Source organism: Nannocystis bainbridge (assembly GCF_028368995.1).
Classification (GTDB): Bacteria; Myxococcota_A; Polyangia; order Nannocystales; family Nannocystaceae; genus Nannocystis; species Nannocystis bainbridge.
This window is the reverse complement of the sequence record NZ_JAQNDL010000005.1, coordinates 374212-396622: the sequence shown is the minus strand read 5'-3', so window position 1 is coordinate 396622 and position 22411 is coordinate 374212. Positions and strand designations below refer to the sequence as shown.

Here is a 22411-nt window from a genome sequence, read left to right as displayed (position 1 = left end):
GGAGAATCCAAGCTTCAGGCCATGCAGCTCCCGGCGACCGAGACCGCGCCCGCGCCCGCCGACGACCCCCGCCGGGCGCGGTTTCACGCCATCTATCGCCGCGAGTTCGGGTTCGTGTGGGCGGCGGCGCGCCGCTTCGGGGTGCCGCCGGCGCACGTCGACGACGCGGTGCAGGACGTGTTCGTGACCGCCTATCGCCGGCTCGACGCGCTCCACTACGAGGTCTCGCCGCGAGCGTGGCTGTTCGCGGTGACGCGGCGGGTGGCCTGGCGCTACCGCCGGGGCGCGGCCCGGCTGGCGCGGCGGGTGGCGGCGCTGGCCGAGAGCTGGCCGTGGAGCGACGACTCGCCGCACAGCCGGCGCGACACGGCGCAGCAGCTCGAGCAGGCGCTGGCGCAGCTCAGCGGCGAGCTGCGGGCCGTGTGGGAGATGTCCGAGCTGCTGGGCATGAGCGGGCCGGAGATGGCGGCCGAGCTGGCGCTGCCGGTCAACACCGTCTATTCGCGGCTGCGCGCGGCGCGGGGCCAGCTGCAGGCGCGCCTGGGCGAGGCGGAGCTGAGCGCGTGGGCCGAGCGGGCCCGCCGCGAGGACGCGCCGCCGCCCGGGCAGGCGCAGCGCTCGTGGGCGCTGCTGGGGCCGGCGCTCGGCAAGAGCGGGGCGATCGGGGTGCTGGGCGTGGTGTCGGCGAGCCGCGCGGCGGTGGCGGCGACGCTGATCGTGGCCGGCGGGGCGACGGTGCACGCGGTGGCGCGCCCGACCCCGATCCGGGCGATCGGGACGGAGGTGGCGCGCGAGCCGGTGAGCCTGTCCCGAGAGACAGGTGGGGAGCCGGGCCGCTCCGAACCAGACGCAGGATCGCCGCCGCCGGCGCCGCAGCGACCGACGCCGCCGACCGCGAGCAAGCCCGACCGGCTGGCGGCCGAGGTGGCGCTGCTCGACCAGGCGCGGGCGCACCTGGACGCGGGGAGGCCCGCGGCCGCGCTGCCGCTGCTGGACGCGCACGCGGGCCAGTTCCCGCGCAGCGCCCTGGTGGACGCGCGCGAGGCGGGGCGGGTCGCGGCGCTGTGCGGGCTGGACCGCGGCGCCGAGGCCGAGGCGACCGCCCGCCGCCTGGTCGCCGAGCACCCGACCTCGCCGCTGGTACAGCGATTCGAGCGCTACGTGTGCGGGCGCTGAGATGTGAATGCTATGAGCGAGGCGAATGTCACGGGGGCGCGAATCGACCATGAGTGGAAAAGATGCGTTCGCCCCCCGCCGCGATCGAGCCGCGAAAGAGCGACCGTTGCGGCCGCAGCGCGGCGCGCTCTCATGGCCTTGTTCATGACGCCGATCAGGCGGATCCGCCGCCCGCTGGGGCCCGTCCGGAGGACGGCTAGTTCTGCCGGCTGAAAAATGCCGAAAGTCCGGAGCGATTCCAGCCCCCCCGAATGGGCGCCGGGCTGCATGGGACAGGCGCAGCGGTTCCCCGGCGGGCGCTGGCGGGAGTGCGCGAGGCGGCGCGCATCGGGGCCTTGTGCCGGCTCGGCGACGAGCCCGCGGCGAAGGCGGCGGATTCGACGTGTGGGCGGGTTGTCAGACCTTCGTAAGCCAATAGATGAACACGGTCCCGTCAGATTCCATCACCAACCTGGACGTCATGTACTGTTCGAAGTTCAAGTTCTTGGCGATCCACCGCTTCATCGCCTGAACCCGCTCCGACGGCGTGCCGGAATTCTCGTAGTGGACGTCGATAACGTAGTCCTTCGTTTCACGTTTCAGGCTGTTCTTTGCGCGCTCAGTATCGCTCCTATACCTGGCTCCTTTCGCCCTATAGCTTTGGAATAGCGTAAGTCGCCAACCAGCGATCTGGCGCACAATTTGGAAGATGGGCGCTCACCCTCTTCTCCAGATGCTCTCACCATTACTCTGCGAGTTCGCGCGCGCCTCGTGGACGGGCAGGCGCCGCGCTCTCCGGCGGCGCGCCCGTCTGCGTCTCATGGGCAAGGACCCAAACTTCTGGCGTTTTCAGCCGACAGCAGTAGGCTTTGTGGCTGGATTTCGGTCCATCGGCTGTGCGTCGCGCCCGAACCGCGATCGATCTGCAACATTCGGGCAATTCGGAGGAATGTCATGGGAAGCAAGAGTAGAGGTCCTCTGTTGAACGAGTGGTTCCCGCTCGAGCGGGCGATCGAGGATGTCCGCGCCGAGGCCCACGTGGTGCTCGACCCCGACTCCAACACGTATTTCCTGGTCGTCCGCGGCATGCTGCCCCGGGCGGACATCGAGGTGTGGCTCGAGCCCGTGGTGTACATTCAGAGGCCCGAGTACTGGCAATTCGAGGTGATCGGCCGCTACGTGGGCATCGGGATCCAGATCCCCGTGCCCTACGTGGCGATCCGGTCGCTCGAGAATCGCCTGGGCACGAGGGGGGTGACGGCCGAGTGGGCCGACAGCGTGGAGGAGATCGTGTTCCCGCCGGAGGTGCCGCAGCTGAAGGGCTGATCGCTCGACGGAGCGGTCGTCCTCGCGACGTGGCGCACCGGTCTCTTGCGAGCACCGGCGAGCGCGACCCTCGGGGGCGACCGTTTCGCTGTCCAGCGCCGGCGCTCGCACGCTCCCAGCATGTTTCATGATGCGCCGCACGATCGCCGCGGTCTTCGCTAGCTCACCGACGAGCCTCTGGCCCCGAAGCCATTGGGGGCCGGGGCGACTGCGAGTGCGATGCAGGCGAAGGCGCCGAGAGGCGCGCGCCGGGGTGCATGCGCGTGGTGAATATAGCGAGCGCTCGCCGGGCCCTCGCATGCATGAGCGTGCGAGGCATGCGAGGGCGGCCGGCTCACTGGTCGGCGAATCGTCGGACCCAGAAGTTGGCCTGACTCGCCCCGCCGGTGCCCTTGGCGGCGCCCTCCCACCACATGCCGGTGGCGGCCACGAAGCCGGGGCCGAGCGCGATCGAGGTGGCCATCTCGTCCATGTTCGGGCCGGCGTCGAACAGCTGCGACGACCAGATCGTCGTGCCATCGCCGGCGAAGCGGCGCGTATAACTATAGACGGCGTAGGCGTCGCCGATCCGGCCGGCGCCGGCGGCGATGAAGGTCTCGTCGGGGCGCACGGCGACGTTCTGGAACAGCTCGGAGGGGCCGTCGTCGAAGAAGGTCCAGAGCTCCTGGCCGTCGGCGTCGACGCGCCGCAGCACCGCGTCCCGGTCGATTTCACCCTGGTGGACCACGTAGCCGGCGAGCAGCAAGTCTCCCGCCGCGCCGATGGGCGCGACCCCGTACCATTCGCCCTCGACCGGCGCTTCGACGGCGCTGGCCAGCAACGCGCCGTCGAACGCGAACGAGGCGACGAGCGGGTGCGGCACCTCGCCGTCGAGCGGGAACGTGGAGCCGACGACGGCGAGCCGGCCGCCCGCGACGACGATGTCGGCCCCGTACTCGACCATGGGCGCGCCGTGCGGGCTCTGCCAGGCGGCGGCGCCGGTGAGCAGGTCGTGGCGGCGGACGATGAGCTCCATGGTGCCGTCGAGCTGGCCCTCGTTGCTGACCGAGTAGAGCGCGTCGGGGCCGAGCGCGAGGGCCCGTGCCTGCCCGAAGTGCTGGGGGAGCGACTGGCGGAAGGTCCAGAGCGGCTCGGCCGTGGGGGCGAAGCCGCGGACGAGGCTCGTGGCCTTGTCCTCGACGGTGTCGTTGCCGGCGACGAAGATCCGGCCGCCGGCGTCGACCTCGACGTCGAAGAACAGGCTGGCGTCGGCCACGCCGTCGGCCTCGGTGTGGCGCCAGACGACCTCGCCCGCGGGATCGAGGACGAGCACGAAGGCTCGCTCGAACCCGGACGGGCGATGCTCGGCGCCGACGACGACGATCCGTCCGGTCGGGTCGACGGCGATGTCGACGGCGCGGGCGCCCAGCTCGGCGCCGCCGCGGTCGGTGCGGGTCCACGCGACGACGGCGGTCGGACGGCACTCGAGATCGCAGCCGTCGGCGGGGTCGTCGTTGCCGTCGTCGCAGGCCTCGTCGGCGTCGAGGACGCCGTCCCCGCAGGTGGCCGGCGCCGATGGGCCCGAATCATCGCTGTCGGTGCCGGGGTCGCCGGCCGTGTCGGTCTCCGCGGGGTTCTGTCCGACCTGGTAGTTCTCGATGCAGGCCGGCACGCCGAGCGAGACAACGGCGATAAAGAGGGGAATGCGTGGAGGGGATGGGGCAGCCATGATCGTCCTTCACTCGAGCGGTTCTCCGCGCCTCGCGGGTTCCGTCGCCGAGCGGGCGTAGTTTTTTTCGCGCCTCACGGGCGGCGCAGCGACCAGTCCCAGGCGATACCGAGGACGCCGCGCAGGAGCGGCAGGCCGAGCCGGGCTGTCTCGAGGCCGGCGCTGTGGATGCGCATCGCCGGCAGCAGGATGTCGGCCGCGAACCCGGCGTGCAGCGAGGCGCGGCGAGCGAAAGGAATCACGAAGGTGATCGCCGGCGACAGCAGGCCGACGGGCGCGAAACTGGTGGCGCTGCGCCAGGGCTCGAGGGCGCGACCGACGGCCCAGCCGAGCGCGATGCCCCCGCCGAGCGCGAGGCGCAGGGACAGGCGGGGCGCGAGCTGCCAGCGGAGGCCGAGCTGCACGCGCGCGGCGACCAGGCCGAGGCGGATCGATCCGCGAGGGCCGGCCATCCAGGTCGGCGACAGCAGCGAGAACAGCCCGCCGCCGAACTCGAGGCGAGACGTCAGCTCGCGTCGCGCGGCCAGCTCGGGGCCCACGAGCACGCCGGCGCCGCCCGGGCCGCCGCCGACGTCGACGGCGACGAGGAGGCCCTGCCGGCCCGCGGGGGCCGGTGCGGCGCGCACGAGGGGCGGGAGCTCGTCATCGAATTCGGAGGGCTGCGGCGGGCGAGTCGGCGCTGGCGGGGCGGCCAATTCGGGCTGCGAGATCGGCGGTCGCGAGGACGGCCGGGGCGCCTCGGCCGCGGCGGGCAGCGGGGGGACGAGCGATTGCGGCGACGGTTCGGTCGACATTGCCGGGGCGGGTCGCGGCGGGGCCGGGATCGCGGGCGGCGGGCTCGTGCTCGCGGCGGGGTCCCACGAGACCAGCGGGGCGGGCGGAGCGGCGTCGGCGTCGGCGACGGGTCGAGGGGGCGTCGCGCTGCGGCTCTCGCCGTACACGAGCTCGGCGGTGTGCAGGGCAGCGATGGCTGCGGGCTGGCTGCCTTCGAGCGTGAGGGCGATCCGGCGCGGGGCGGGCTCGGCGAGCCACAGCGTCACTTCGGCGCGATCGCTGGCGCGGGTGATGTGGACGGCGGCGACGGCGGCGTGCTCGGCGAGCAGGGCCGCCATCGCGCCGTCGTCGAGGCTGGACGGGCGCGCGTCGGCGACGGTCATGCCGAGCGCGCGCAGCTCGTCGCGGACGCGCTGCTCGGCGAGGCCCCAGCGCGGCCCGGCGCCGCCGTCGGCGCGGACCACCACCACGGTGGCCGCGCGCGCGGAGCCGCCGGTCGTTCCGAGGAGGACGGCGAGCAAGCAAGCTGCGGGGCGAGCCATCGGCCGGAAGGATGCCCGATGGCCAGGGCTTCGGCGACTGTGAATTGGCGCGGCTCGTATGCACGCGCCGGCGATTGGATGGCATGCTTGAATGTCCCTCAGGACATGCTCATTGGGGCATGTCCTGAGGGACAGCGAATGATTCGCCGGGGTGCGAGCGCGACGGCGGCGAGCTTGCGGCGGGTCACCCTGGCCGCGCGGTCGTGCGGATCACGGGAGCGCGCAGATGCCGATGTCCTTTGGGTCGTCGGGGGCGTCCTCCCAGAGCTCGAAGTAGGGTCGCGATGTCAGGCCGCCCGGGCAGGTGTCGGGGCCGGCGAATCCGCAAGAGGCGCTGCAGCAGCCGAACTCGGATTCATGGGCGGCTCATTTATTTTCGCGGGGCGAGCTCGTCGAGCCGACGACGGGCGTCGCCAGCCAGAGGACCGTCTGGCTCTTCGGACAGGTAGGTGGTGAACCACTCGCGGGCATGCGCCGGATCGCGCCCCAGATCGAGGGCGACGCGGCCGAGCAAGAAGGCGGCGGTGCGGGCCCGTGGGTCGCCCGGGAAGCGGCGCCGCAGGGCCTGCAAGGCGTCGCGGGCGCGCGGGCCGTCGCCGGCGAAGCGGGCGCAGCGGGCGAGCAGGTCGAGGCGTTCGGCGTCCAGAGTTTTTAATAGAGAGGAGAAGCCGAGGCGCTCGGCGGCGAGGAGGGCGGCGGCGTGATCACCGGCGTCGGCGAGCGCGATCCAGGTCGGTGACCCGGAAGGGCGCGGCTTCGTGGCTTCGCGCGAGAGCGGGATCGACGGATCGGTCGGGGCGCGGGATGAGCTCGCGCTCGCTACCGGGAGCGACGTGGTCGCGTCGAGCGATGGGCTCGCGTCACCCGCGGTGGTAGCCACGACCGGCGGGTCGCGCAGCTCGAGGCGTTGGCCGGCGCTCACATGCTTCGGCGCGGCGCCGTCGACACTCGCGCTGCCGCGATGGACCTCGACGATCAGCGCGCGCATCTCGGGGTCCCAGGTCGCGCGGGCGGCGGCGTCGGTGAGCGCGACGGTGAAGGGGCCGGCGATCACGAACCACTCGCGGCCTGCGGCGGGCTGCACGTCGAGGGCGACGGCGCCGCGCTCGAGGTGCAGCTCGACGCGGGTCGCTTCGGCCCGGGTGAGTCGCGCGGCGCTGCCGGGGTTGAGCTCGGCGCGGCTGCGATCGGAGAACTCGAGCACCAGGGCCTCGTGCTCGGGCGCGGCCAGCCGGGCGCCGACCATGACGGCCTGCGAGGCGACCGTGACGGTGAGCGGGGCGACCGAGGGGGCCGGGCGCGCGAGCACCAGGACGAGGATGGCGGCGGCGACCAGCGGCGCGAGCCACCACGCGCTCCGGGCCGCGCGCCGGGGCGCACGCGTGAGGCGAGCGACCGCGGCGCGCTGGCGCTGGCGGCGGATCGGCGCCGGGCCGTCGCCGAGAGTGCGGGCGACCTCGCGGGCCAGACGCTGCACGGGATCCGTCATCGCTGCACCTCGAGTTCGCGCAAGTGTTCGGCGAGCATCGGGTCGCGCTCGGCGAGCCGGCGAAACCGGGCCTGGGCCGCGGAGATCCGGCGCTTCACGGTGGCGAGGGAACAGCTGCAGGCGGCGGCGACGTCGCCGAGCGGCTGCTCGTCGATGAAGCGCAGGGCGAAGGCGATGCGCTCGTCGGCGGGCAGGCGCCCGAGCACGGCGTAGGTGCGCCCCAGCAGCTCGCGGGCCTCGTGCGAGGCGGTGGGCGTGTGCCCCAGGTCGTCGGGCGCCGCCTGCATGCCGAACCATCGCCGCACGCGGCGGCGACGGATCTCGCTGCGCACGGTGTTGATCGTCACCGCGGCCACCCACCCGCGCAACGCGTCGGCCTCACGCACGCGCGTGAGGCCGGCGAGCAGGGCGACGAACACCTCCTGGACGAGGTCGTCGTGGTCCTCGTCGGCCCCGAGCACGCGCCACACGAGGCGATTGACCTGGGCGCCGACGAGGTCGAACAGGACCTCGCCGGTCCGCGGGTCGCCGGCGCGCGCCAGCTCGAGCAACGCCGCGGCCCCGGCCGTCACGGCCGGCGCTGGCTCGATGTCGCTCCCCACGACCCGCGCTCGCATCGTGGGGACAGAGGTCGCACGAGCCTTCGGAGACGGCTCAGAAAAAATCGTCGCGGTCCGCGCTCGGCGCGCGCGGCGGGTTTCTCCTGCTCGGGATGCGACGGGGCTCGCTCGCTCGGGGGGCGCGGCCGGGTCAGCCGCGCCCCGGCGGATCATGCCGAGCCCGCGCGCCCGGCGTTGGCGGTGATGGCCGCCGCGGCGTAGGCGGCGAGGCCCGGGCTCGTCTTGTCGATGTTGGCGGTGAACCGCGGGTCGTCGACGTAGAGCTGGCCGAGGCCGCGGTGGAACGCGGGCGAGCAGGGGTAGAACCACCGCTCGAGGTGCTGGCGGTGGGCCTCGGCGGCGTCCATCGCGTCGGCGGCGTCGGGGGCGACGCCGGCCTTCATGAGCTCGGCGAGCCGCGCGAAGGTGGCGTCGGCCTCGAGCTTGATCGCCTCCCACTCGCGCTTGCCGTAGGTCGCGGCGCGGCGTTTGGACTCCTGGTAGGCCTCGGTCTCGCCCCAGCGCTGCTGCGCCTCGGCTTCGTGGACCGAGGGGTCGAAACCATCGAACATCTGCTTCATCTCGTCATTCGTCATGGGTCGCTCGTCTCCGAGGCGGGCGAGGGCGGCGTCGACGGCCACGAGCAGGCTCTGCAGCCGGACGGCCTTCTCGCGCAGCAGCTGCCGCTGCATCCGCAGCGACGCGCCGATGTCGAACTCCGGGTCGCGCATGAGCCGGCAGATCTCCTGCAACGGAAACTCGAGCGCCCGGAAGAACAACACCTGCTGCAGGCGAGACAGGTCGGCCTCGCTGTAGAGCCGGTAACCGGCGCTGCTGCGACCCGAGGGGCGCAGCAGGCCGATCTCGTCGTAGTGATGCAGCGTGCGGACGCTGACCCCGGCGATGCTCGCGACCTGTTTGACGGTGAGTGCCATGGCGTTGCCTCGCGCCTCGCCGACAGGGATAGGGCCTCACGTCACGTGAGGGTCAAGCGCGACCGGCAGGCGGGCCAGCTGATCGAGGAGGTCGACCTGGGCCGGGTTCATCTTGGTGCGGGCGGCGGCGAGCGAGAAGAAGGCGGCGCGGTCGACTTCGGGGAAGCTCTGCCGCCGGCCCGAGCGCGGCGGCCACTCGATCTCGAAGGTGTTGCTGCGCAGCGCGGCGGGGTCGCAGTCGCCGCGGCAGGCCCAGGCGTGCACGACCTTGCCGGCGCGCTGGCGGATCGGCGCGAGGGCGTGGAAGGGGCCGGTGAGCGCGACGCCGGTCTCCTCGGCGAACTCGCGGCGGGCGGCCGCGAGCGGCTCTTCGTCGGCGGTGAACTCACCCTTGGGGATCGTCCACGCGCCGTCGTCCTTGCGGGCCCACAGCGGACCGCCAGGGTGGACGAGCAGGACCTCGAGGTCGGGGCCATGGCCGCGGAACAGCAGGATGCCGGCGCTCTGCTTGGGCATGGCCGCAGTGTAGCCGGGTCGGGCAGGCGAGGGGGCGCTGGCAGGCGCGGCCGGAGATCAGGCAGCGCCGGGCACGGCGGGACCGGTCGCTCGCGCTCCGGAGCTCGCTGGATGAGTATGTCCACGAGGGCATGTTCGAAGGGGCATGTCCGATCGGTCATGGTCGATCGGGCATGCCCTTCGAGTCATGTCTCGGAGGGGTCGAGGCAGCGAGCTCGGCAGGGGGCGCAGACGTGGACGCCTCAGGGGGGCGAGCGCGGGCGCGCCGGAGAGGCTCGGGTAGACGCGAGCGACGACGCACGGGCGGCGCGCGGGCTGCTGGGCTCGCTGCGGGGCGTCGCGTAGACTCGGGCTGGTGATGGATGCTCCGGGGCCGTTCTTCTTCCTGGTCCGCGACGGGGTCGTGACGCGCGAGGCGCTCGCGCCGCTGCTCGCTCGTCTGCCGCCCGAGAGCTACGTGGGCACGGCGGTGCGCGACGGGGAGGGGTACGACTCGGAGCGCTGGCCGGTGGCCCGCGACGCGGCGCTGGCGAGCTCGCTGGCCCGGCGCTTCGACGACCCCGAGATCGGGCGAGCGCTCACCGAGCTCGAGCACGCGGCGGGCGACGTGACGCGGCTGCGGGCGCAGGCGCGGCGCGCCGGGGCGCGGTACCTCGCGGCGGCGGGCGGCGAACCGGCGCTGCTGGAGCGGCTATGGCCCGACGCGACCGCCGACGATCTGGCGGTGTTCGGCGAGCCGGCGTGGGCTGTCGACACCGCGTGGGTGGTGATGAACCTGTGCTCGGCCCACCACGCGGCGGCCGACGGCCTCTATGCGTTTCACGTCCACCGCCGGCTCCCCGGTCCGAGCGCCGAGGCCGTGGTGCGACTGATCCGGAGCGCGCTCGACAGCGGGCGCATCGACCTCGCCGGCCTGGTCGAGGCGGCGCTGCAACTGTTACCGGGCCCCGCCTCGTGGTTCGCGGTGACGCCGTCGAGCGCGGCCCGGCCGATGATCGAGGCGATCGCGGACGCCTGCGCCGAGGTCCGGCGGATCTCCGGCGCGACCGCGTGTGCGGTGATGAGCGAGACCTTCGTGATCCCGGGTCCGCCGGGCGCAGTCCACTTCATGATCCTCGCCGGACCGCGCGCGCTCGTCGTGCTCGAGCTGGCGGGCAGCCCGGCGTGGACCTCGCGGATCGCGGGCTTCCGCGCGCGGCCGGCCCCGGCTGGCGCTGGCGCGTCGGCGCGCTTCGAGCCTTTTCTCGGCGCAGAGGCACGCGCAGACGACCGGGCTGCGGCCGCGGTCGCGGCGCTGTGCGGCTTCGTCGAGGCCTCGCTCGCGGCTCACCTCGCCACGCACCCGGAGGACGAGCCGGCTTTTCCGCCGGTCGACGACGCGATGATCGGACGCCTGTTCGGGTGACGCGCCGCAAGCTGTCGCCGCAGCAATGCGTAAACGCGGGCTCCGGGGCGCCCGGGCCGGGAATTTCTCACGCATCATCGCCTGCTCGTGCGAGCAGCTTCGCCTGTCCTGTGATAGGCTCGATCAGCTTTCATGCGTGTGATGACCGGTTGGAGACTCGTGCTGGCGCTGCTGATCGCAGTGTCCACCGCGTTGCTTTTCACCACCGGCGCCCGCATGCGAATCCTCGAGGGCGCGGACGACGAGGTCTGCTCGGTCGGGCAGCACGATGTCCCGGTCGTCTCGCGCCAGCAAGAGTCGCCCGATCACTCGGCCCGCAGGAACGAGACCGCTCCGGTCTTGCCGCCGCGGACCGACGAGGTCGCGATGGCCATGGTCGACGCGTTCTCGCCCTGGCCGTTGCCAGCGCCGAGCGCGTCGCCGCGAATGGGCATACGGGCGACGCTCAAGGCGCGCGGGCCTCCGGTCGGTCGGTGCTGAGCTGCGCTCTGCGCAGCCGATCTGCCGCGTCCAACGACGATTCGTCGCTGGTTCGCCGCAGCATGTGAATCGCGCACCTCACTCATGATTCGTCGGCACGTGTCGGACCGTCTGGTCGATGCGCTGTCAGGCCGCGCCTTGGGTCCTCGCAGGATCGAAGCGGCAGTAACGCCGAAGTCGCGCGGAAGCACCAAGTCTCTGTCTGCCCGAGCCGCCGCGGCCCGTGGCCTGGCTTCGCACGGCCTCGATTCGAGGCAGCGACCCGCGAAGCCCTCTGCCCATGTCCACGAACTCCGACCTGTCTCCCATCTCCGCGCCCATGCCCTCGCGTTCGGGTCGCGCGCCTCTGCTGCGCGCCGCGAGCGCCGGGCTGACGACGCTGCGCGAGACGGCGGACCGCTGAACGAGGCTCCCATGGAATTACCCATGCACATCGTCCCGGCGTACGACGTGTCGCGGCCCAGCCTGCTGTCGGTGCGGCAGCCGCGAGGCACCGACCTGGCGGTCCGGCTGATGATGCTGGCGCTGCTGATGCTCGGGTCCGCGCTGGCGCTGGTGCCGTGGCAGCAGAGCGTGCCCGGCGACGGGCGCGTGATCGCCTACGCGCCGCTCGACCGCCAGACCGCGATCGAGGCGCCGATCGACGGGCGCCTGCAGACCTGGCACGTCGAGGAGGGCACCCACGTGCTGGCTGGCGAGCCGATCGCCGACATCAGCGACAACGACCCGGAGATCCTGGCGCGGCTGGAGCGCGAGCGGATGGCGATCGAGGCGCGCCGGATGGCGGCCCAGAGCTCGGTCGACATCAACCGGGCCAAGATCACGACGCTCGAGCTGAGCCGCACGGCGCAGTCGTCGTCGGCGGGGCTGCGCGCGCGCATCGGTCGCGACCGCCAGGAAGCGGCCCAGCGAGCGGTCGATGCCGCGGTGTCGGCCTCCGAGACGGCCCGCCTCAACCTCGCGCGCACGCAGGCGATGTTCGACGAGGGGCTGGCGTCGACCCGCGAGCTCGAGCTGGCGCGGCTCGACGCGGCCACGCGCAAGGCCAACCTCGACTCGTCGCGGGCCTCGCTGCGGGCGTCGCTGCGGGAGATCGGGGCGCTCGACGCCACCGCCGACGCGGTCGACACCAGCGCGCGGGCGATCATCGAGGAGGCGCGCAGCTCGGTGGCGTCGGCCGAGAGCACGCTCGCCACGGCCGAGGCCGACCTGATCCAGCTCGAGGTCCGGATGGCGCGGCAGCAGCGGATGAAGATCGTGGCGCCGCGCGACGGGACGATCCTGAAGCTCATCGGCCGCCACGGGACCGACATGGTCGCGGCCGGCGACGTGATCGCGTCCTTCGTGCCCGACATGGACACGAGCGCGGTCGAGCTGTGGATGGAGGGCAGCGACGGCCCGCTCATCTCCGCGGGTCGGCACGTCCGCCTGCAGTTCGAGGGCTGGCCGGCGGTGCAGTTCATCGGCTGGCCGTCGGTGGCGATCGGCACGTTCGGCGGCGTCGTCGAGTTCGTCGACGCGCTGGCCGACGAGAGCGGTCGCTATCGCGTGGTGGTGCTGCCCGATCCCGACGACCTGCCGTGGCCCGACCACCGGTGGCTGCGCCAGGGCGTGCGCGCGAACGGCTGGGTGCTGCTCGAGCGGGTCCGCCTCGGCTTCGAGGTGTGGCGCCAGATCAACGGCTTCCCGCCCGTGGTCGACGCGGCGAGCGCTGGCTGACCGAAAGCGCATGTTCATAGCTGTCCCAAGGGACATTCGACATAGGCGCCTGACTCGCCCCGCGTGCGCGATCGAGGTCGCCGTCCCGGCCGCCGCGCAGGCGGTCGCGTGACCCGGGCGCTCGCGCGCGGCCCATAGCGAATCTCGGCCCGATACGGCCATTGCGAGCGACGCCTGGCTCGAATGTGAACCGCGGGCGGCGCGGCCGACATGACGCGCTTTTTATCGTTGCACCGCGATCCGGTCGATCCATGAACCTCGGTCGAGTCCGGAGCCCAATACCCGGATCGGAGGCGAGACATGCGGCTCGAACATGCATTCACGAAGTGCCCGGGGACCAAGAAGAAGGGCGATCTGGCGGAACATCTGATCGACGGCGTCGACGAGGGTCAATACGACCACGGCGTCGTGGAGGTGCTGTCGATCGCGTCGGCCTGGTCGTACGGCGGCCTGACGACGTACACCGACCGGCTGTGTCAGCTGGGCCTCGACGGCGAGGTCGTCGGCGTCCGCGTGCGCAACGACGCGGTGCTCGTCGACGCGGCGGCCTACCTGTTCCAGAGCGCCGACAAGAAGCTCGGGATCCTGACGCTCCGCGGCGTGGAGCAGGACGACATCATCCGCTGGCTCACCGATCCGCGGGGCACGATGGTGCCGTTCCCGTCGGTCGGTTCGGCGCACGGCGGGCTCTATCGCAGCGGCATGGCCCTGTGGCCGACCCTGCGCGAATTCCTGGCAGCGTTGTACACGGGCAAGCCGCTCGGCAAGCGGCTGGTCGAGCTGTCCCCGAAGAAGCCGGGGAAGCGGCCCGAGAGCGAGGTCGAGCAGATCGGCAAGAAGAAGCCGACGCTCGAGGCGCTCTACATCACCGGGCACAGCACGGGCGGCTCGCTCGCCGGTATGGCGACGGCCGGTATCTATATCGACCCGAAGTTCGCGCCCATGCGCAAGCTGGTGCGCGGGCTGTACGCCTACGGCCCGGCGATGTTCGCCGACCCGACGCTCGCCAGGACCCTCGAAAAACAGTTCGGCGACAAGACGTATCGCTTCATGTACGAGAACGATTACGTCACGAAGATGCCGCCGCGCTCGGTCGGGCGCTACATGCACTTCGGTCGCCAGCTGGTGTCGACGAGCCGCGACGGCGTATGGGTCGACGAGATGCGGCTCGACCGCGAGCTGCGGGCGCGGCTGACGGCGAACGTGATCGGGGCGCTGGCCTGTGCCAAGGACGCGCTGTACCTGTCGATGTCGCCGCCGATGACGTTCTCGTGGGGCGACCACTCGCCGACCAACTACATGCGGGTGTCGCGGAACGCCTACGCCGACCTCGGTCACCCCTGAGCGGCGGGCGAGCTCGCGGGCGACGGATCGACCGATCCGTCGCCCGCGACGTCGACGAACAAGCAGGCGAACTCGCTGTCGCTCGCGGCGTCTCGGGCCAATGTGTAGACATTGCCGCTAGTCTCAAGATTCGCGGCCAATGGCATGAGTGCATCGTGCGCGCGCACGCGCGTGGCCCGGGCGTGACGGGGAGCGAGAAACGACGATTCCCCGGGACCGAGACGGGGGCGCTCGCGCCCCGATCGAAGCCGCGCTGCGGGCTGGAGGCCACGAGCGGCCCGGAGATCTGTGCTACCCTGCGACCCGCAGGTGCAGGACTCCCTCCCCGCAGGCACGCTCATCGACGACCGCTACCGCCTCGTGCGGCTGCTGCGGAAGGGCGGAATGGGCGAGATCTACGCCGGCGAGCACGTCCACACCCACAAGCGCGTGGCGATCAAGCTGCTGCGCGAGCCGTGGAGCCGCGAGCCGATCACGCGCGAGCGATTCAAGCGGGAGGCGCAGGCGACTTCGCAGATCGTGCACGAGCACATCGTCGAGACGCTGGACTTCGGGGTGACGCCCGAAGGGGTGTGTTACCTGGTGATGGAGCTGCTGTACGGCGAAGACCTGCAGGCGACGCTGCTGCGCGAGGGCCGATTGCCGCTGCGGCGCGCGGCCGACATCGTGCAACAGATCTGCAGCGCCCTGGCCGAGGCGCACCGCCACGGCATCATCCACCGCGACCTCAAGCCGGCCAACTGCTTCCGCGTCGGCTTCCGCGGGGTCCAGGACTTCATCAAGCTGATCGATTTCGGCATCGCCAAGCGACTGCCGCGCGGCGTCGACAACATCAGCCAGGAGTCGGTCGCGCTGACCGCCGAGGGCACGATCATGGGCACGAGCTTCTACATGGCGCCGGAGCAGTCGACGGGCGGCCCGATCGATCACCGGATCGACGTGTACGCGGCCGGGGTGGTGCTGTTCCAGCTCGTGACCGGCAAGCTGCCGTTCCGCGGGCCGACGGCGGCCGACACGTATCGCCAGATCTTGACGGCGGACGTGCCTTCGGCCCGCAAGCTGGCGCCCGAGGCCGAGCTGCCGGCTGCCGTCGACGAGCTGTTCCGCAAGGCGCTGCACAAGCGCCCGGAGCGGCGGTTCGCGTCGATGGACGAGCTCGCGGCCGCGATCGCGGCGGTGGTGGCAGCGAAGGACCGGTCGAAGGGCGACAGCGCAGCAGGAGCGGTCCGCGCGGCGGCGGCCGAGAGCCGGCGAGGGCTGCAACTGGTCGGCACGGTGGCGCTGATGGCGGCGCTGGTGACGGCGCTGGTGATCGCGCTGGTGATGGGGCGATGACCCGGGACATGTCCTGAGGGGCATGTCGATGGCCCGAAGGACATGTAGAGGCTTCGAGTAAGCCGCTGAGGCGGGGAGATCGAGCGGTGATCTCGGACATGTCTCGAAGGACATGTCTATCGCCGCAGCACGGCGGCAGGATCGGTGAGCGTGGACATGTCCCGAGGGACATGTCGCATCAGGCGACGTCGATCACGCGCTGGAGGGCCGGGCGGCGGTACTCGGCCGCGCCGGTGAGCACGCTGAGGTTAGCGAGGATCCGCGCCTCGCCGGCGCCGTGGGTGTGGCCGCACAGGACGGTGATCTGGCGGCCAGGCCAGGCCGCGGCGGCGTCGCGCAGGACGTCGCCGACGGCGGCGCAGGTGAAGTAGGGCTGCCAGTCGCCGTCGGAGTGGCGGCCGTCGTGCCAGCACGCCTCGGCGAACGGGGGCACGTGGGTGACGACGACGACGGCCTCGAACTCGTGCAGGGCGTCGCGCAGGAGCGGGCGCAAGGTGGCGGCCTCGGCGTCGCCGCGGGCCCGCAGCTCGGCGTGCAAGCGGCCGCGGTCGCTGCCGCGGAAGAACTGCCGCGGGTCGGCGCGCGCGGCCGGATCGAGGGTGTCGGCCAGCTCCTCGATGTGGAAGAAATCGTTGAGCACGACGGGCGTGGTCGCGGGGTTGCCGATCCGCGCGTCGGCCCAGCCGTCGCAGCCGATCAGACCCGTGCGATCGGTCAGGCGCACGACGCCAGCGGCCGGCAGCCAGGAGAGCCGCGGTCGGCGTGCCCCGAGGTCGAGCACGGCGGTCCGCACGGCGGCGACGGAGCTGCCGTAGTAGTCGTGGTTGCCGAGGACGAAGTAGATCGGCCCGGGCACGCCCTGCGCGAGCAGGCGCAGGTGGTGCTCGAGGGTCTCGGCGTGCGAGAGGTCGCCGCTCAGCACGAGCGCGTCGGCCCGCGGCGCGGCGAGCTCGGCGGCGAACCGCCGCACCTGCTCGTCGTCGAGGAAATCGAGGTGGATGTCGGTCGCCCAGGCGAGGCGCACCGGCGGAGGATAGCCCGGTTGGCCGGCGCGAGGGCAGAGGATAGCGAGGGGCCGAGAGGGCGTGCACCTGTCCGGCAGGGCGGCGTTCGCGGTACAGTGCCGGCATGGCATGGATCCGTATCGTCGACCCCGACCACGCAGACGGCCTCCTGGCGCGGATCTACCGCGCCGCGCTGGCGCGCGCCGGCAAGATCTTCCACGTGCTGCGGATCCAGAGCGTGCAGCCGCGCGTCCTGCAGGCGTCGCTCGACCTGTACCGCGAACTGATGTTCGGCCCCGGGCCGCTGTCACGGGCCCAGCGCGAGATGATCGCGGTCGCGGTGTCCCGCACCAACAAGTGCGTGTATTGAACGCGCGCGCACAGCGACGACCTCCGGGCCGAGGTCGAGGCACAACCAGATGTCCACGCGATCGCCGACGCGCTCGAGCGCGACCCGGACCACGCCGCGCTGTCGCCGGCCGACCGGGCGATGATCGACGTGGCAGTGGCGTTGACGCGGGACAGCAAGGCGATCGGTGAGCGGCAGATCGCGGGGCTGCGGGAGCACGGGTTCGACGACGTGGCGATCCACCAAATCGTGCAGATCACGGCGCTTTTCAACTATTACAATCGGCTGGTGGACGGGCTCGGCGGGCAGTTCGAGCCCGAATGGGGGGAGGACCCGCTGGCGCCGGATCGCAAGCGGTGAAGCGAGGGAGGCGACAGGGCGAGGCTGCGAGATGGCGGCGCGGGTCGGGGAATCTGCCTGCGGACGAGGAGCACGCGCGGCCGCTGGCGGTGAGCAACGGGCCTCGTAGCGGCCGGGAGCGCGGTCGACGGCGGCACTTGCTCCGCAGGTCGAGCCGTGGTCCCCTGCCCAGGATGCCGCTGCCCGTCACCTGGATCGGCTGCGTCCTCGTCGGCTTCATCGCCCTGTACGCGGTGGTTGGACGGGGCGATGCACTCCAAGCGTTGGGCATCGTCGGCCTCGCCGCGCCCACCAGGCGGAAGGTCTGAAGGTCCTTCGCATGCGCCGCCCCGCCCCGAGTCTCCGCGAGTGCTTCGCTTTCCCCATCAGCACCCCCGAGGGGCGGCGTGACGTGCTGCTGGGGGGTACGTTGCTTCTACTCCCCCTGCTGGGCTGGATTCTCAATCTCGGTCACCGTCTGGATGTCGTCTACCGGGTATATCACGACGAACCGCCGTACTTCCGCGGCTTCGCGCCCTGGGGTCACACCTTGCGCCGAGGGCTCCGCGCCTTCGCGGCGATCACCGTCTATCTCACGCCCGCCATCCTCCTCGCGGGCGCGACCGCGGTCCTTCACTGCCATGCGTACTCGGCCCTGATCTGGGTGACAGGCCCGCTCGCGCTCGCATGCTTCCTGATCGCGATCTATGCGCTGCCCGGCGGGATGACCTACAACGCAGCATTCAACGATCTCTCCTATTTGTACCGACCGGATAAGGCGTTGCGGCGAGCGCTGGACGGCGGCTCCTCATACCTTCGCGCCTGGGCCATCGCCGGCGCCGCCATGGCACTCACGCCGCTTGGCCTCCTCGCGGCTGGCGTCGGCTTCTTCTACAGCAGCGTGTGGGGCTGGAGCGTCGTCGGTTACGCATTCTCGCGCGCCCTCGTCCTCGACGAAAGCTCCCCCATTCGCCCGCCGCCTCCGTAGCGGCTGGCATGGGAAAGGAGACCGCAACCCACGAAGAAGGCAGCCGCACCCTCCAGAGCCCGAAGAGAGTGCCCGACCCTGGGCGAGCTGTGGGACCGATACCTGACCGAGGACCGGTGAAGCGAGGAGGCGACAGGGCGAGGGTGCGGGTGTAACCTCGGCGTCATGACCTCCTCGACCCGTCGTCCGTTCGTCCTGCTCGGCCTCGGCGCGCTGCTCGTCGCCGTGGCGACGCTCGTCACCCCGCTGTGGGTGATGCGCCCGTTCCGCCCGCAAGGCCCGACCGAGCTGGCAGTGGCGCTGTGGGTGCTGCGCTTCGGGCCGTGGTTGCTCCTCGGGGCAGGTTTGTTGGCGGGCGTCGCGGTGGCGCGCGCGTGGCCCGGCGGCTGGTGGCGGCGCGCCGGGGCGGTGGTGATGCTGGTGCTGACGATCGGCGCGGGGGCGCTGTCGCGGATCAACGTGTTTGAAAAAATGTTCGCGCCGATGCCGGCGCCGAGGTTCGCGGCGGCCGGCGAATCGGGGCTGCCGGACGATGCGATGGTGATGGCAGTGCGCGTCGGGGAGCAGGCGCGGGGGTACCCGGTCGAGGTGATGGCGTATCACCATGTGTTGAATGATTACGTGGGGGATACGGCGCTCGTCGTGACATATTGAACGCTCTGCCACACTGGTCTAGTGTGGGCGCGGACAATCCAGGGCAAGACGCTGACTTTCCACCTCGCGGGGATCCACAACCAGAACTTCCTCATGCGCGACGAGGAGACGGGGAGCTTCTGGCAGCAGGTCAGCGGCGAGTGCATCGCCGGGTCGATGCGCGGGGCGAAGCTCGATCAGGTTCATAGTAATGAGCTGACGATCGCGCGGTTTACGACGGAGTTCCCGGCGGGGCAGGTGCTGCTGGGAGAACCTGGCCGTACGGACAGCTACGAGCGCGACTGGGAGCCGGGGATCGACAAGCTGCCGACGGTGGTGGACACCAGCGATTCGGCGCTGCCGCCGCGGGCACTTGTGGCTGGGATCGCGGTCGGCGGGCAGGCGAGGGCGTACGAGGCGAGCCGGCTGGCGAGCGAGCCGGTGATCCTCGACGAGCTGGGCGAGGTGCCGATCGTGCTGTGGTCGGGCGGCGGGCGGATGCTGCGGGTGTTCGATCGGCGTGTGGATGGCAAGGCGCTGCTGCTGGCGCCGGCTGACGTGGAGCACCTGCGCGACGCCGAGAGCGGGAGCCTGTGGGATTTCCGCGGCTGCGCGGTCGAGGGGCCGCACGCTAGCTCGAAGGTGTGTATGCCGGCCGTGCCTGTCCTTTGGGACTATTGGTTCGACTGGCGGGCGTATAACCCTACGACCAGCATTTATCGATAATACCTGCGTCCGCCTGCGCGGGAGCACCGGCGAATGGATCTCGCCCGCCTCGCCCGCCTTGAAGTTCGTCATCCGCTGTACCATGGACCTTGCGGGCTTGAGCCCCTCAGCGTCGTCGGATGACCAGGCGTCTGCATGACGAACGGCGGCAACATCATTACGAGGCGCGCGATGGGTGCGCAAACCGCGCATCGCGGCGTGCTGCTCGGCGCTCACGAGAACATGCCCCTATGATCATTATATCCGAGAGACATGGATGCATTCGTACGCCGGCACGAATCGCCCGCCGGTGCAAGTCGATAGCCCCTGCCGGAGAGCGCCTCGTGGATTCACAGGCGGCGAGCGACGAGCCCACCCCCGCCTCGCGGCCCTGGGCCGACCTGAAACCGAACACCGCTCGCCCCGGGTCCAAGGAGACCTCGCCGGCGCGCCGGCGTGGTCCTCCACCGATGCCCGCCCGCACCCGACTCCTGCTCACCTCGCTCGCCCTGACCGCCTTCGCCTGCGCGGCGCGTATCGGCTCCCCCGAGAGCGGACCCGCAGCAGGGCCGCCGGTCGCCCCCACGGCGGCGGCCCCGTCCGGCCGGGCCGATCCGACGCTCATCCCCCGCAGCGTGCTGTTCGGCAACCCCGACCGCGAGGCCCCTCAGCTCAGCCCCGACGGCGCGCGCCTCCTGTACCTCGCTCCGGTCGACGGCGTGCTCAACGTTTGGGTCGGCCCTGCCGGCCAGCCCGACGCGGCCAAACCGATCACCCAGGACCGCCGCAGCATCTTCCAGACCGAGTGGAGCGCCGACGGAGAGCGCGTGCTCTACCTGCAAGACCGGGTCGGCGACGAGAACTGGCACCTGTACGCGGTCGACCCGGCGACCGGCGAGTCGCGGGACCTCAGCCCTCACCCTGGCGTGAGCGCGCAGATCGTCGGGGTCAGCCCCCGTCGGCCGCGCGAGATCCTGGTCGGCATGAACGACCGCGATCCGGCGTGGCACGATCTCTACCGCGTCGACGTGCGGACCGGCGCGCGCACCCTGGTCCACCGCAACGAGCAGCGGATCGCCCGCTACATCGCCGATGATCAGTACAAGCTCCGCTTCGCCATGCGCGAGCTGGCCGACGGCAGCAGCGAGCTGCTGGCGCCGAAGGGCAAGGACTGGCAGCGGGTGTTTGCGATCGGCCTCGAGGACGGGATGACGACCAGCCCGATCGGGGTCGACGCGACCGGTGAGACGTTGTACCTGCTCGACAGCCGCGACCGCGAGACCGAGGTGCTGATCGCCCGCGACGTGCGCACCGGCAAGCAGCAGGTGCTCGCCGAGGACGCGAAGACCGGCGTCGACTTCGTCCTCACCGAGCCCCGGACGCATCGCCCGCTCGCTGTCACTTTCACGCACATGCGCCAGCGGTGGCAGGCGCTCGACCCGGCGGTCGAGGCCGACCTCGCCGCGCTGCGCGAGGTCAGCGACGGCGACTTCACGATCACCAGCCAAACCCTCGACGGCCGGCAGTGGATCGTCGCCTACCGCCTCGACACCGGCCCGAACCGCTACTACCGCTACGACCGCACGACCCGCCGGGCCGACCTGCTGTTCGTCGCCGACGCCGAGCTCGCCGCGCTTACCCTCCGCAAGATGCACCCGGTCGTCATCCCCGCGCGCGACGGCCTCGAGCTGGTCAGCTTCTACACGTTGCCGGCGGCCGCAGACCCCGACGGCGACGGCCTGCCGAGCGCGCCCGTCCCGCTGGTCCTGCTGGTCCATGGCGGCCCGTGGACGCGCGACGAGTGGGGCTTCGACGCGGTCCATCAATGGCTCGCCAGCCGCGGCTACGCGGTGCTGAGCGTCAACTTCCGCGGCTCGGCCGGCTTCACCAAGCGCCACCTGAACGCCGGCGACCACGAGTGGGCCGGCAAGATGCACGACGACCTGCTCGACGCGGTCGCCTGGGCCAACGCGAAGAAGATCAGCGACCCCGCGCGCGTAGCGATCATGGGCAGCAGCTACGGCGGCTACGCGACGCTGGTCGGCCTGACCTTCACGCCGGACGTGTTCGCCTGCGGGGTCGACGTCGTCGGCCCCTCGAACCTCGAGACGCTGCTGCGCAGCGTGCCGCCGTACTGGGCGGCCAAGGCGGCGCGCTTCGCCGCCCGCGTCGGCGACTTCGGCACGGAGGCGGGCCGCGCCCTGCTGCACGAGCGCTCGCCGCTGCACCGGGTCGACAAGATCGAGCGCCCGCTCCTGATCGGCCAGGGCGCGAACGACCCGCGGGTCAAGCAGGCCGAGTCGGACCAGATCGTCGCGGCGATGCAGGCCAAGGGCCTGCCGGTGACCTACGTGCTGTATCCGGACGAGGGCCATGGCTTCCAGCAGCCCGCCAACGAGATCTCGTTCAACGCGGTCACCGAAGCGTTCCTCGCCCGCTGCCTCGGCGGCTCCTATCAGCCGATCGGCGACGATTTCAAGAATGGTGCGAGCATCGAGGTCAGAGTCGGCGCGGAGCACGTGCCGGGCCTCGCCGAGGCGCTGCAGACCCGCGGCAATTGATTCACCGCCGCGCGCGGGTGAGGCTCGAGCAGGTTCATGACGACGAGCTGACGGTCGCACGGTTTGAAATGGATTTTCCGGCGGGGCAGGTGTTACTGGGAGAACCTGGCCGTTCGGACAGCGACGAGCGCGACTGGGAGCCGGGCATCGACAAGCTCTCGACGGTGGTGGACACCAGCGATTCGCCGCTGCCGCCGCGGGCACTGGTGGCAGTAATCGCGGTCGGCGGGCAGGCGAGGGCGTACGAGGCGAGCCGGCTGGCGAGCGAGCCGGTGATCCTCGACGAGCTGGGCGAGGGGCCGATCGTAGTTGGCCGGGCGGCGGGCGGATGCTGCGGGCGTTCGACCGGCGGGTGGGTGGCAAGGCGCTGCTGCTGGGGCCGGCTGATGATGAGCGCCTGCGCGACGCGGAGACGGGGAGGCCGCAAGCTCGAGAGCACTTTGATGGACCTTGCGCGCTGGGCCGCGGAGGTCCGCTCGCAGGCCGTGCTTGATCACCGGGTGGT

At 71.7% G+C, this 22411-nt stretch carries 21 protein-coding genes; 12 read left to right on the top strand and 9 right to left on the bottom strand.

Annotation, left to right across the window (positions count from 1 at the left end; genetic code table 11):
• Positions 1-21: 21 nt before the first annotated feature.
• Together POL25_RS41925 and POL25_RS41920 are read left to right on the top strand one after the other, a co-directional pair.
• Positions 22-1176, top strand: a complete 1155-nt coding sequence (locus tag POL25_RS41925) for an RNA polymerase sigma factor (protein ID WP_272092059.1) — start codon at positions 22-24, stop codon at positions 1174-1176.
• A 960-nt stretch (positions 1177-2136) separates the two neighbouring features.
• The gene (locus tag POL25_RS41920) at positions 2137-2481 is read left to right on the top strand and encodes a hypothetical protein (RefSeq protein ID WP_272092058.1); all 345 of its coding nucleotides are present in this window, start codon (positions 2137-2139) and stop codon (positions 2479-2481) included.
• 334 nt (positions 2482-2815) lie between these two features.
• On the opposite strand, the gene POL25_RS41915 is transcribed toward POL25_RS41920, so the two are convergent.
• The 6 genes from POL25_RS41915 to POL25_RS41890 form a co-directional block, all read right to left on the bottom strand.
• The gene (locus POL25_RS41915; protein ID WP_272092057.1) at positions 2816-4132 is read right to left on the bottom strand and encodes a PQQ-binding-like beta-propeller repeat protein; all 1317 of its coding nucleotides are present in this window, start codon (positions 4130-4132) and stop codon (positions 2816-2818) included.
• Positions 4133-4263: 131 nt separating this feature from the next.
• Positions 4264-5505: a hypothetical protein gene (locus POL25_RS41910; protein ID WP_272092056.1), complete on the bottom strand. Its 1242-nt coding sequence runs from the start codon at positions 5503-5505 to the stop codon at positions 4264-4266.
• A gap of 370 nt (positions 5506-5875) precedes the next feature.
• The gene (locus tag POL25_RS41905; protein WP_272092055.1) at positions 5876-6994 is read right to left on the bottom strand and encodes a FecR domain-containing protein; all 1119 of its coding nucleotides are present in this window, start codon (positions 6992-6994) and stop codon (positions 5876-5878) included.
• Positions 6991-7566, bottom strand: a complete 576-nt coding sequence (locus tag POL25_RS41900; protein WP_272092054.1) for an RNA polymerase sigma factor — start codon at positions 7564-7566, stop codon at positions 6991-6993. The genes POL25_RS41905 and POL25_RS41900 overlap by 4 nt, the downstream gene beginning before the upstream one ends.
• A gap of 197 nt (positions 7567-7763) precedes the next feature.
• On the bottom strand, positions 7764-8528 hold the full coding sequence (locus tag POL25_RS41895; protein ID WP_272092053.1) for a MerR family transcriptional regulator: 765 nt from the start codon (positions 8526-8528) through the stop codon (positions 7764-7766).
• Positions 8529-8564: 36 nt separating this feature from the next.
• A complete protein-coding gene (locus POL25_RS41890; RefSeq protein ID WP_272092052.1) occupies positions 8565-9044 on the bottom strand; it encodes an NUDIX hydrolase in 480 nt (159 codons plus the stop codon).
• Positions 9045-9399: 355 nt separating this feature from the next.
• Between POL25_RS41890 and POL25_RS41885 the strand changes: the two genes are divergently transcribed.
• Positions 9400-10449: a hypothetical protein gene (locus POL25_RS41885; RefSeq protein ID WP_272092051.1), complete on the top strand. Its 1050-nt coding sequence runs from the start codon at positions 9400-9402 to the stop codon at positions 10447-10449.
• Positions 10450-10754: 305 nt separating this feature from the next.
• On the opposite strand, the gene POL25_RS41880 is transcribed toward POL25_RS41885, so the two are convergent.
• Positions 10755-10883: a hypothetical protein gene (locus tag POL25_RS41880; RefSeq protein WP_272092050.1), complete on the bottom strand. Its 129-nt coding sequence runs from the start codon at positions 10881-10883 to the stop codon at positions 10755-10757.
• Positions 10884-11355: 472 nt separating this feature from the next.
• Between POL25_RS41880 and POL25_RS41875 the strand changes: the two genes are divergently transcribed.
• From POL25_RS41875 to POL25_RS41865, 3 genes are all read left to right on the top strand, one after another.
• Positions 11356-12648: an HlyD family secretion protein gene (locus POL25_RS41875; protein WP_272092049.1), complete on the top strand. Its 1293-nt coding sequence runs from the start codon at positions 11356-11358 to the stop codon at positions 12646-12648.
• 300 nt (positions 12649-12948) lie between these two features.
• The gene (locus POL25_RS41870) at positions 12949-13992 is read left to right on the top strand and encodes a lipase family protein (protein WP_272092048.1); all 1044 of its coding nucleotides are present in this window, start codon (positions 12949-12951) and stop codon (positions 13990-13992) included.
• A gap of 309 nt (positions 13993-14301) precedes the next feature.
• Positions 14302-15327 carry a serine/threonine-protein kinase gene (locus POL25_RS41865; RefSeq protein ID WP_272092047.1) on the top strand — a complete coding sequence of 342 codons (1026 nt, stop codon included), beginning with the start codon at positions 14302-14304 and terminating at the stop codon, positions 15325-15327.
• 178 nt (positions 15328-15505) lie between these two features.
• On the opposite strand, the gene POL25_RS41860 is transcribed toward POL25_RS41865, so the two are convergent.
• Positions 15506-16351 carry a metallophosphoesterase family protein gene (locus tag POL25_RS41860; protein ID WP_272092046.1) on the bottom strand — a complete coding sequence of 282 codons (846 nt, stop codon included), beginning with the start codon at positions 16349-16351 and terminating at the stop codon, positions 15506-15508.
• A 104-nt stretch (positions 16352-16455) separates the two neighbouring features.
• Here POL25_RS41860 and POL25_RS41855 point away from each other — a divergent pair, with 104 nt between their 5' ends.
• The 6 genes from POL25_RS41855 (at position 16456) to POL25_RS41830 (ending at position 21906) form a co-directional block, all read left to right on the top strand.
• Positions 16456-16701: a carboxymuconolactone decarboxylase family protein gene (locus POL25_RS41855; RefSeq protein WP_272092044.1), complete on the top strand. Its 246-nt coding sequence runs from the start codon at positions 16456-16458 to the stop codon at positions 16699-16701.
• A 135-nt stretch (positions 16702-16836) separates the two neighbouring features.
• A complete protein-coding gene (locus POL25_RS41850) occupies positions 16837-17040 on the top strand; it encodes a carboxymuconolactone decarboxylase family protein (protein ID WP_272092043.1) in 204 nt (67 codons plus the stop codon).
• Between the two features lie 173 nt (positions 17041-17213).
• Positions 17214-17348, top strand: a complete 135-nt coding sequence (locus POL25_RS41845; protein WP_272092042.1) for a hypothetical protein — start codon at positions 17214-17216, stop codon at positions 17346-17348.
• Between the two features lie 11 nt (positions 17349-17359).
• Positions 17360-18007, top strand: a complete 648-nt coding sequence (locus tag POL25_RS41840; protein WP_272092041.1) for a DUF4013 domain-containing protein — start codon at positions 17360-17362, stop codon at positions 18005-18007.
• A 165-nt stretch (positions 18008-18172) separates the two neighbouring features.
• Positions 18173-19366 carry a DUF3179 domain-containing (seleno)protein gene (locus POL25_RS41835; protein ID WP_308477920.1) on the top strand — a complete coding sequence of 398 codons (1194 nt, stop codon included), beginning with the start codon at positions 18173-18175 and terminating at the stop codon, positions 19364-19366.
• A gap of 449 nt (positions 19367-19815) precedes the next feature.
• Positions 19816-21906: a S9 family peptidase gene (locus POL25_RS41830; protein ID WP_272092040.1), complete on the top strand. Its 2091-nt coding sequence runs from the start codon at positions 19816-19818 to the stop codon at positions 21904-21906.
• 34 nt (positions 21907-21940) lie between these two features.
• On the opposite strand, the gene POL25_RS41825 is transcribed toward POL25_RS41830, so the two are convergent.
• Entirely contained in the window at positions 21941-22345 is a 405-nt protein-coding gene (locus POL25_RS41825; RefSeq protein ID WP_272092039.1) for a hypothetical protein, read from the bottom strand.
• Positions 22346-22411 lie beyond the last annotated feature (66 nt).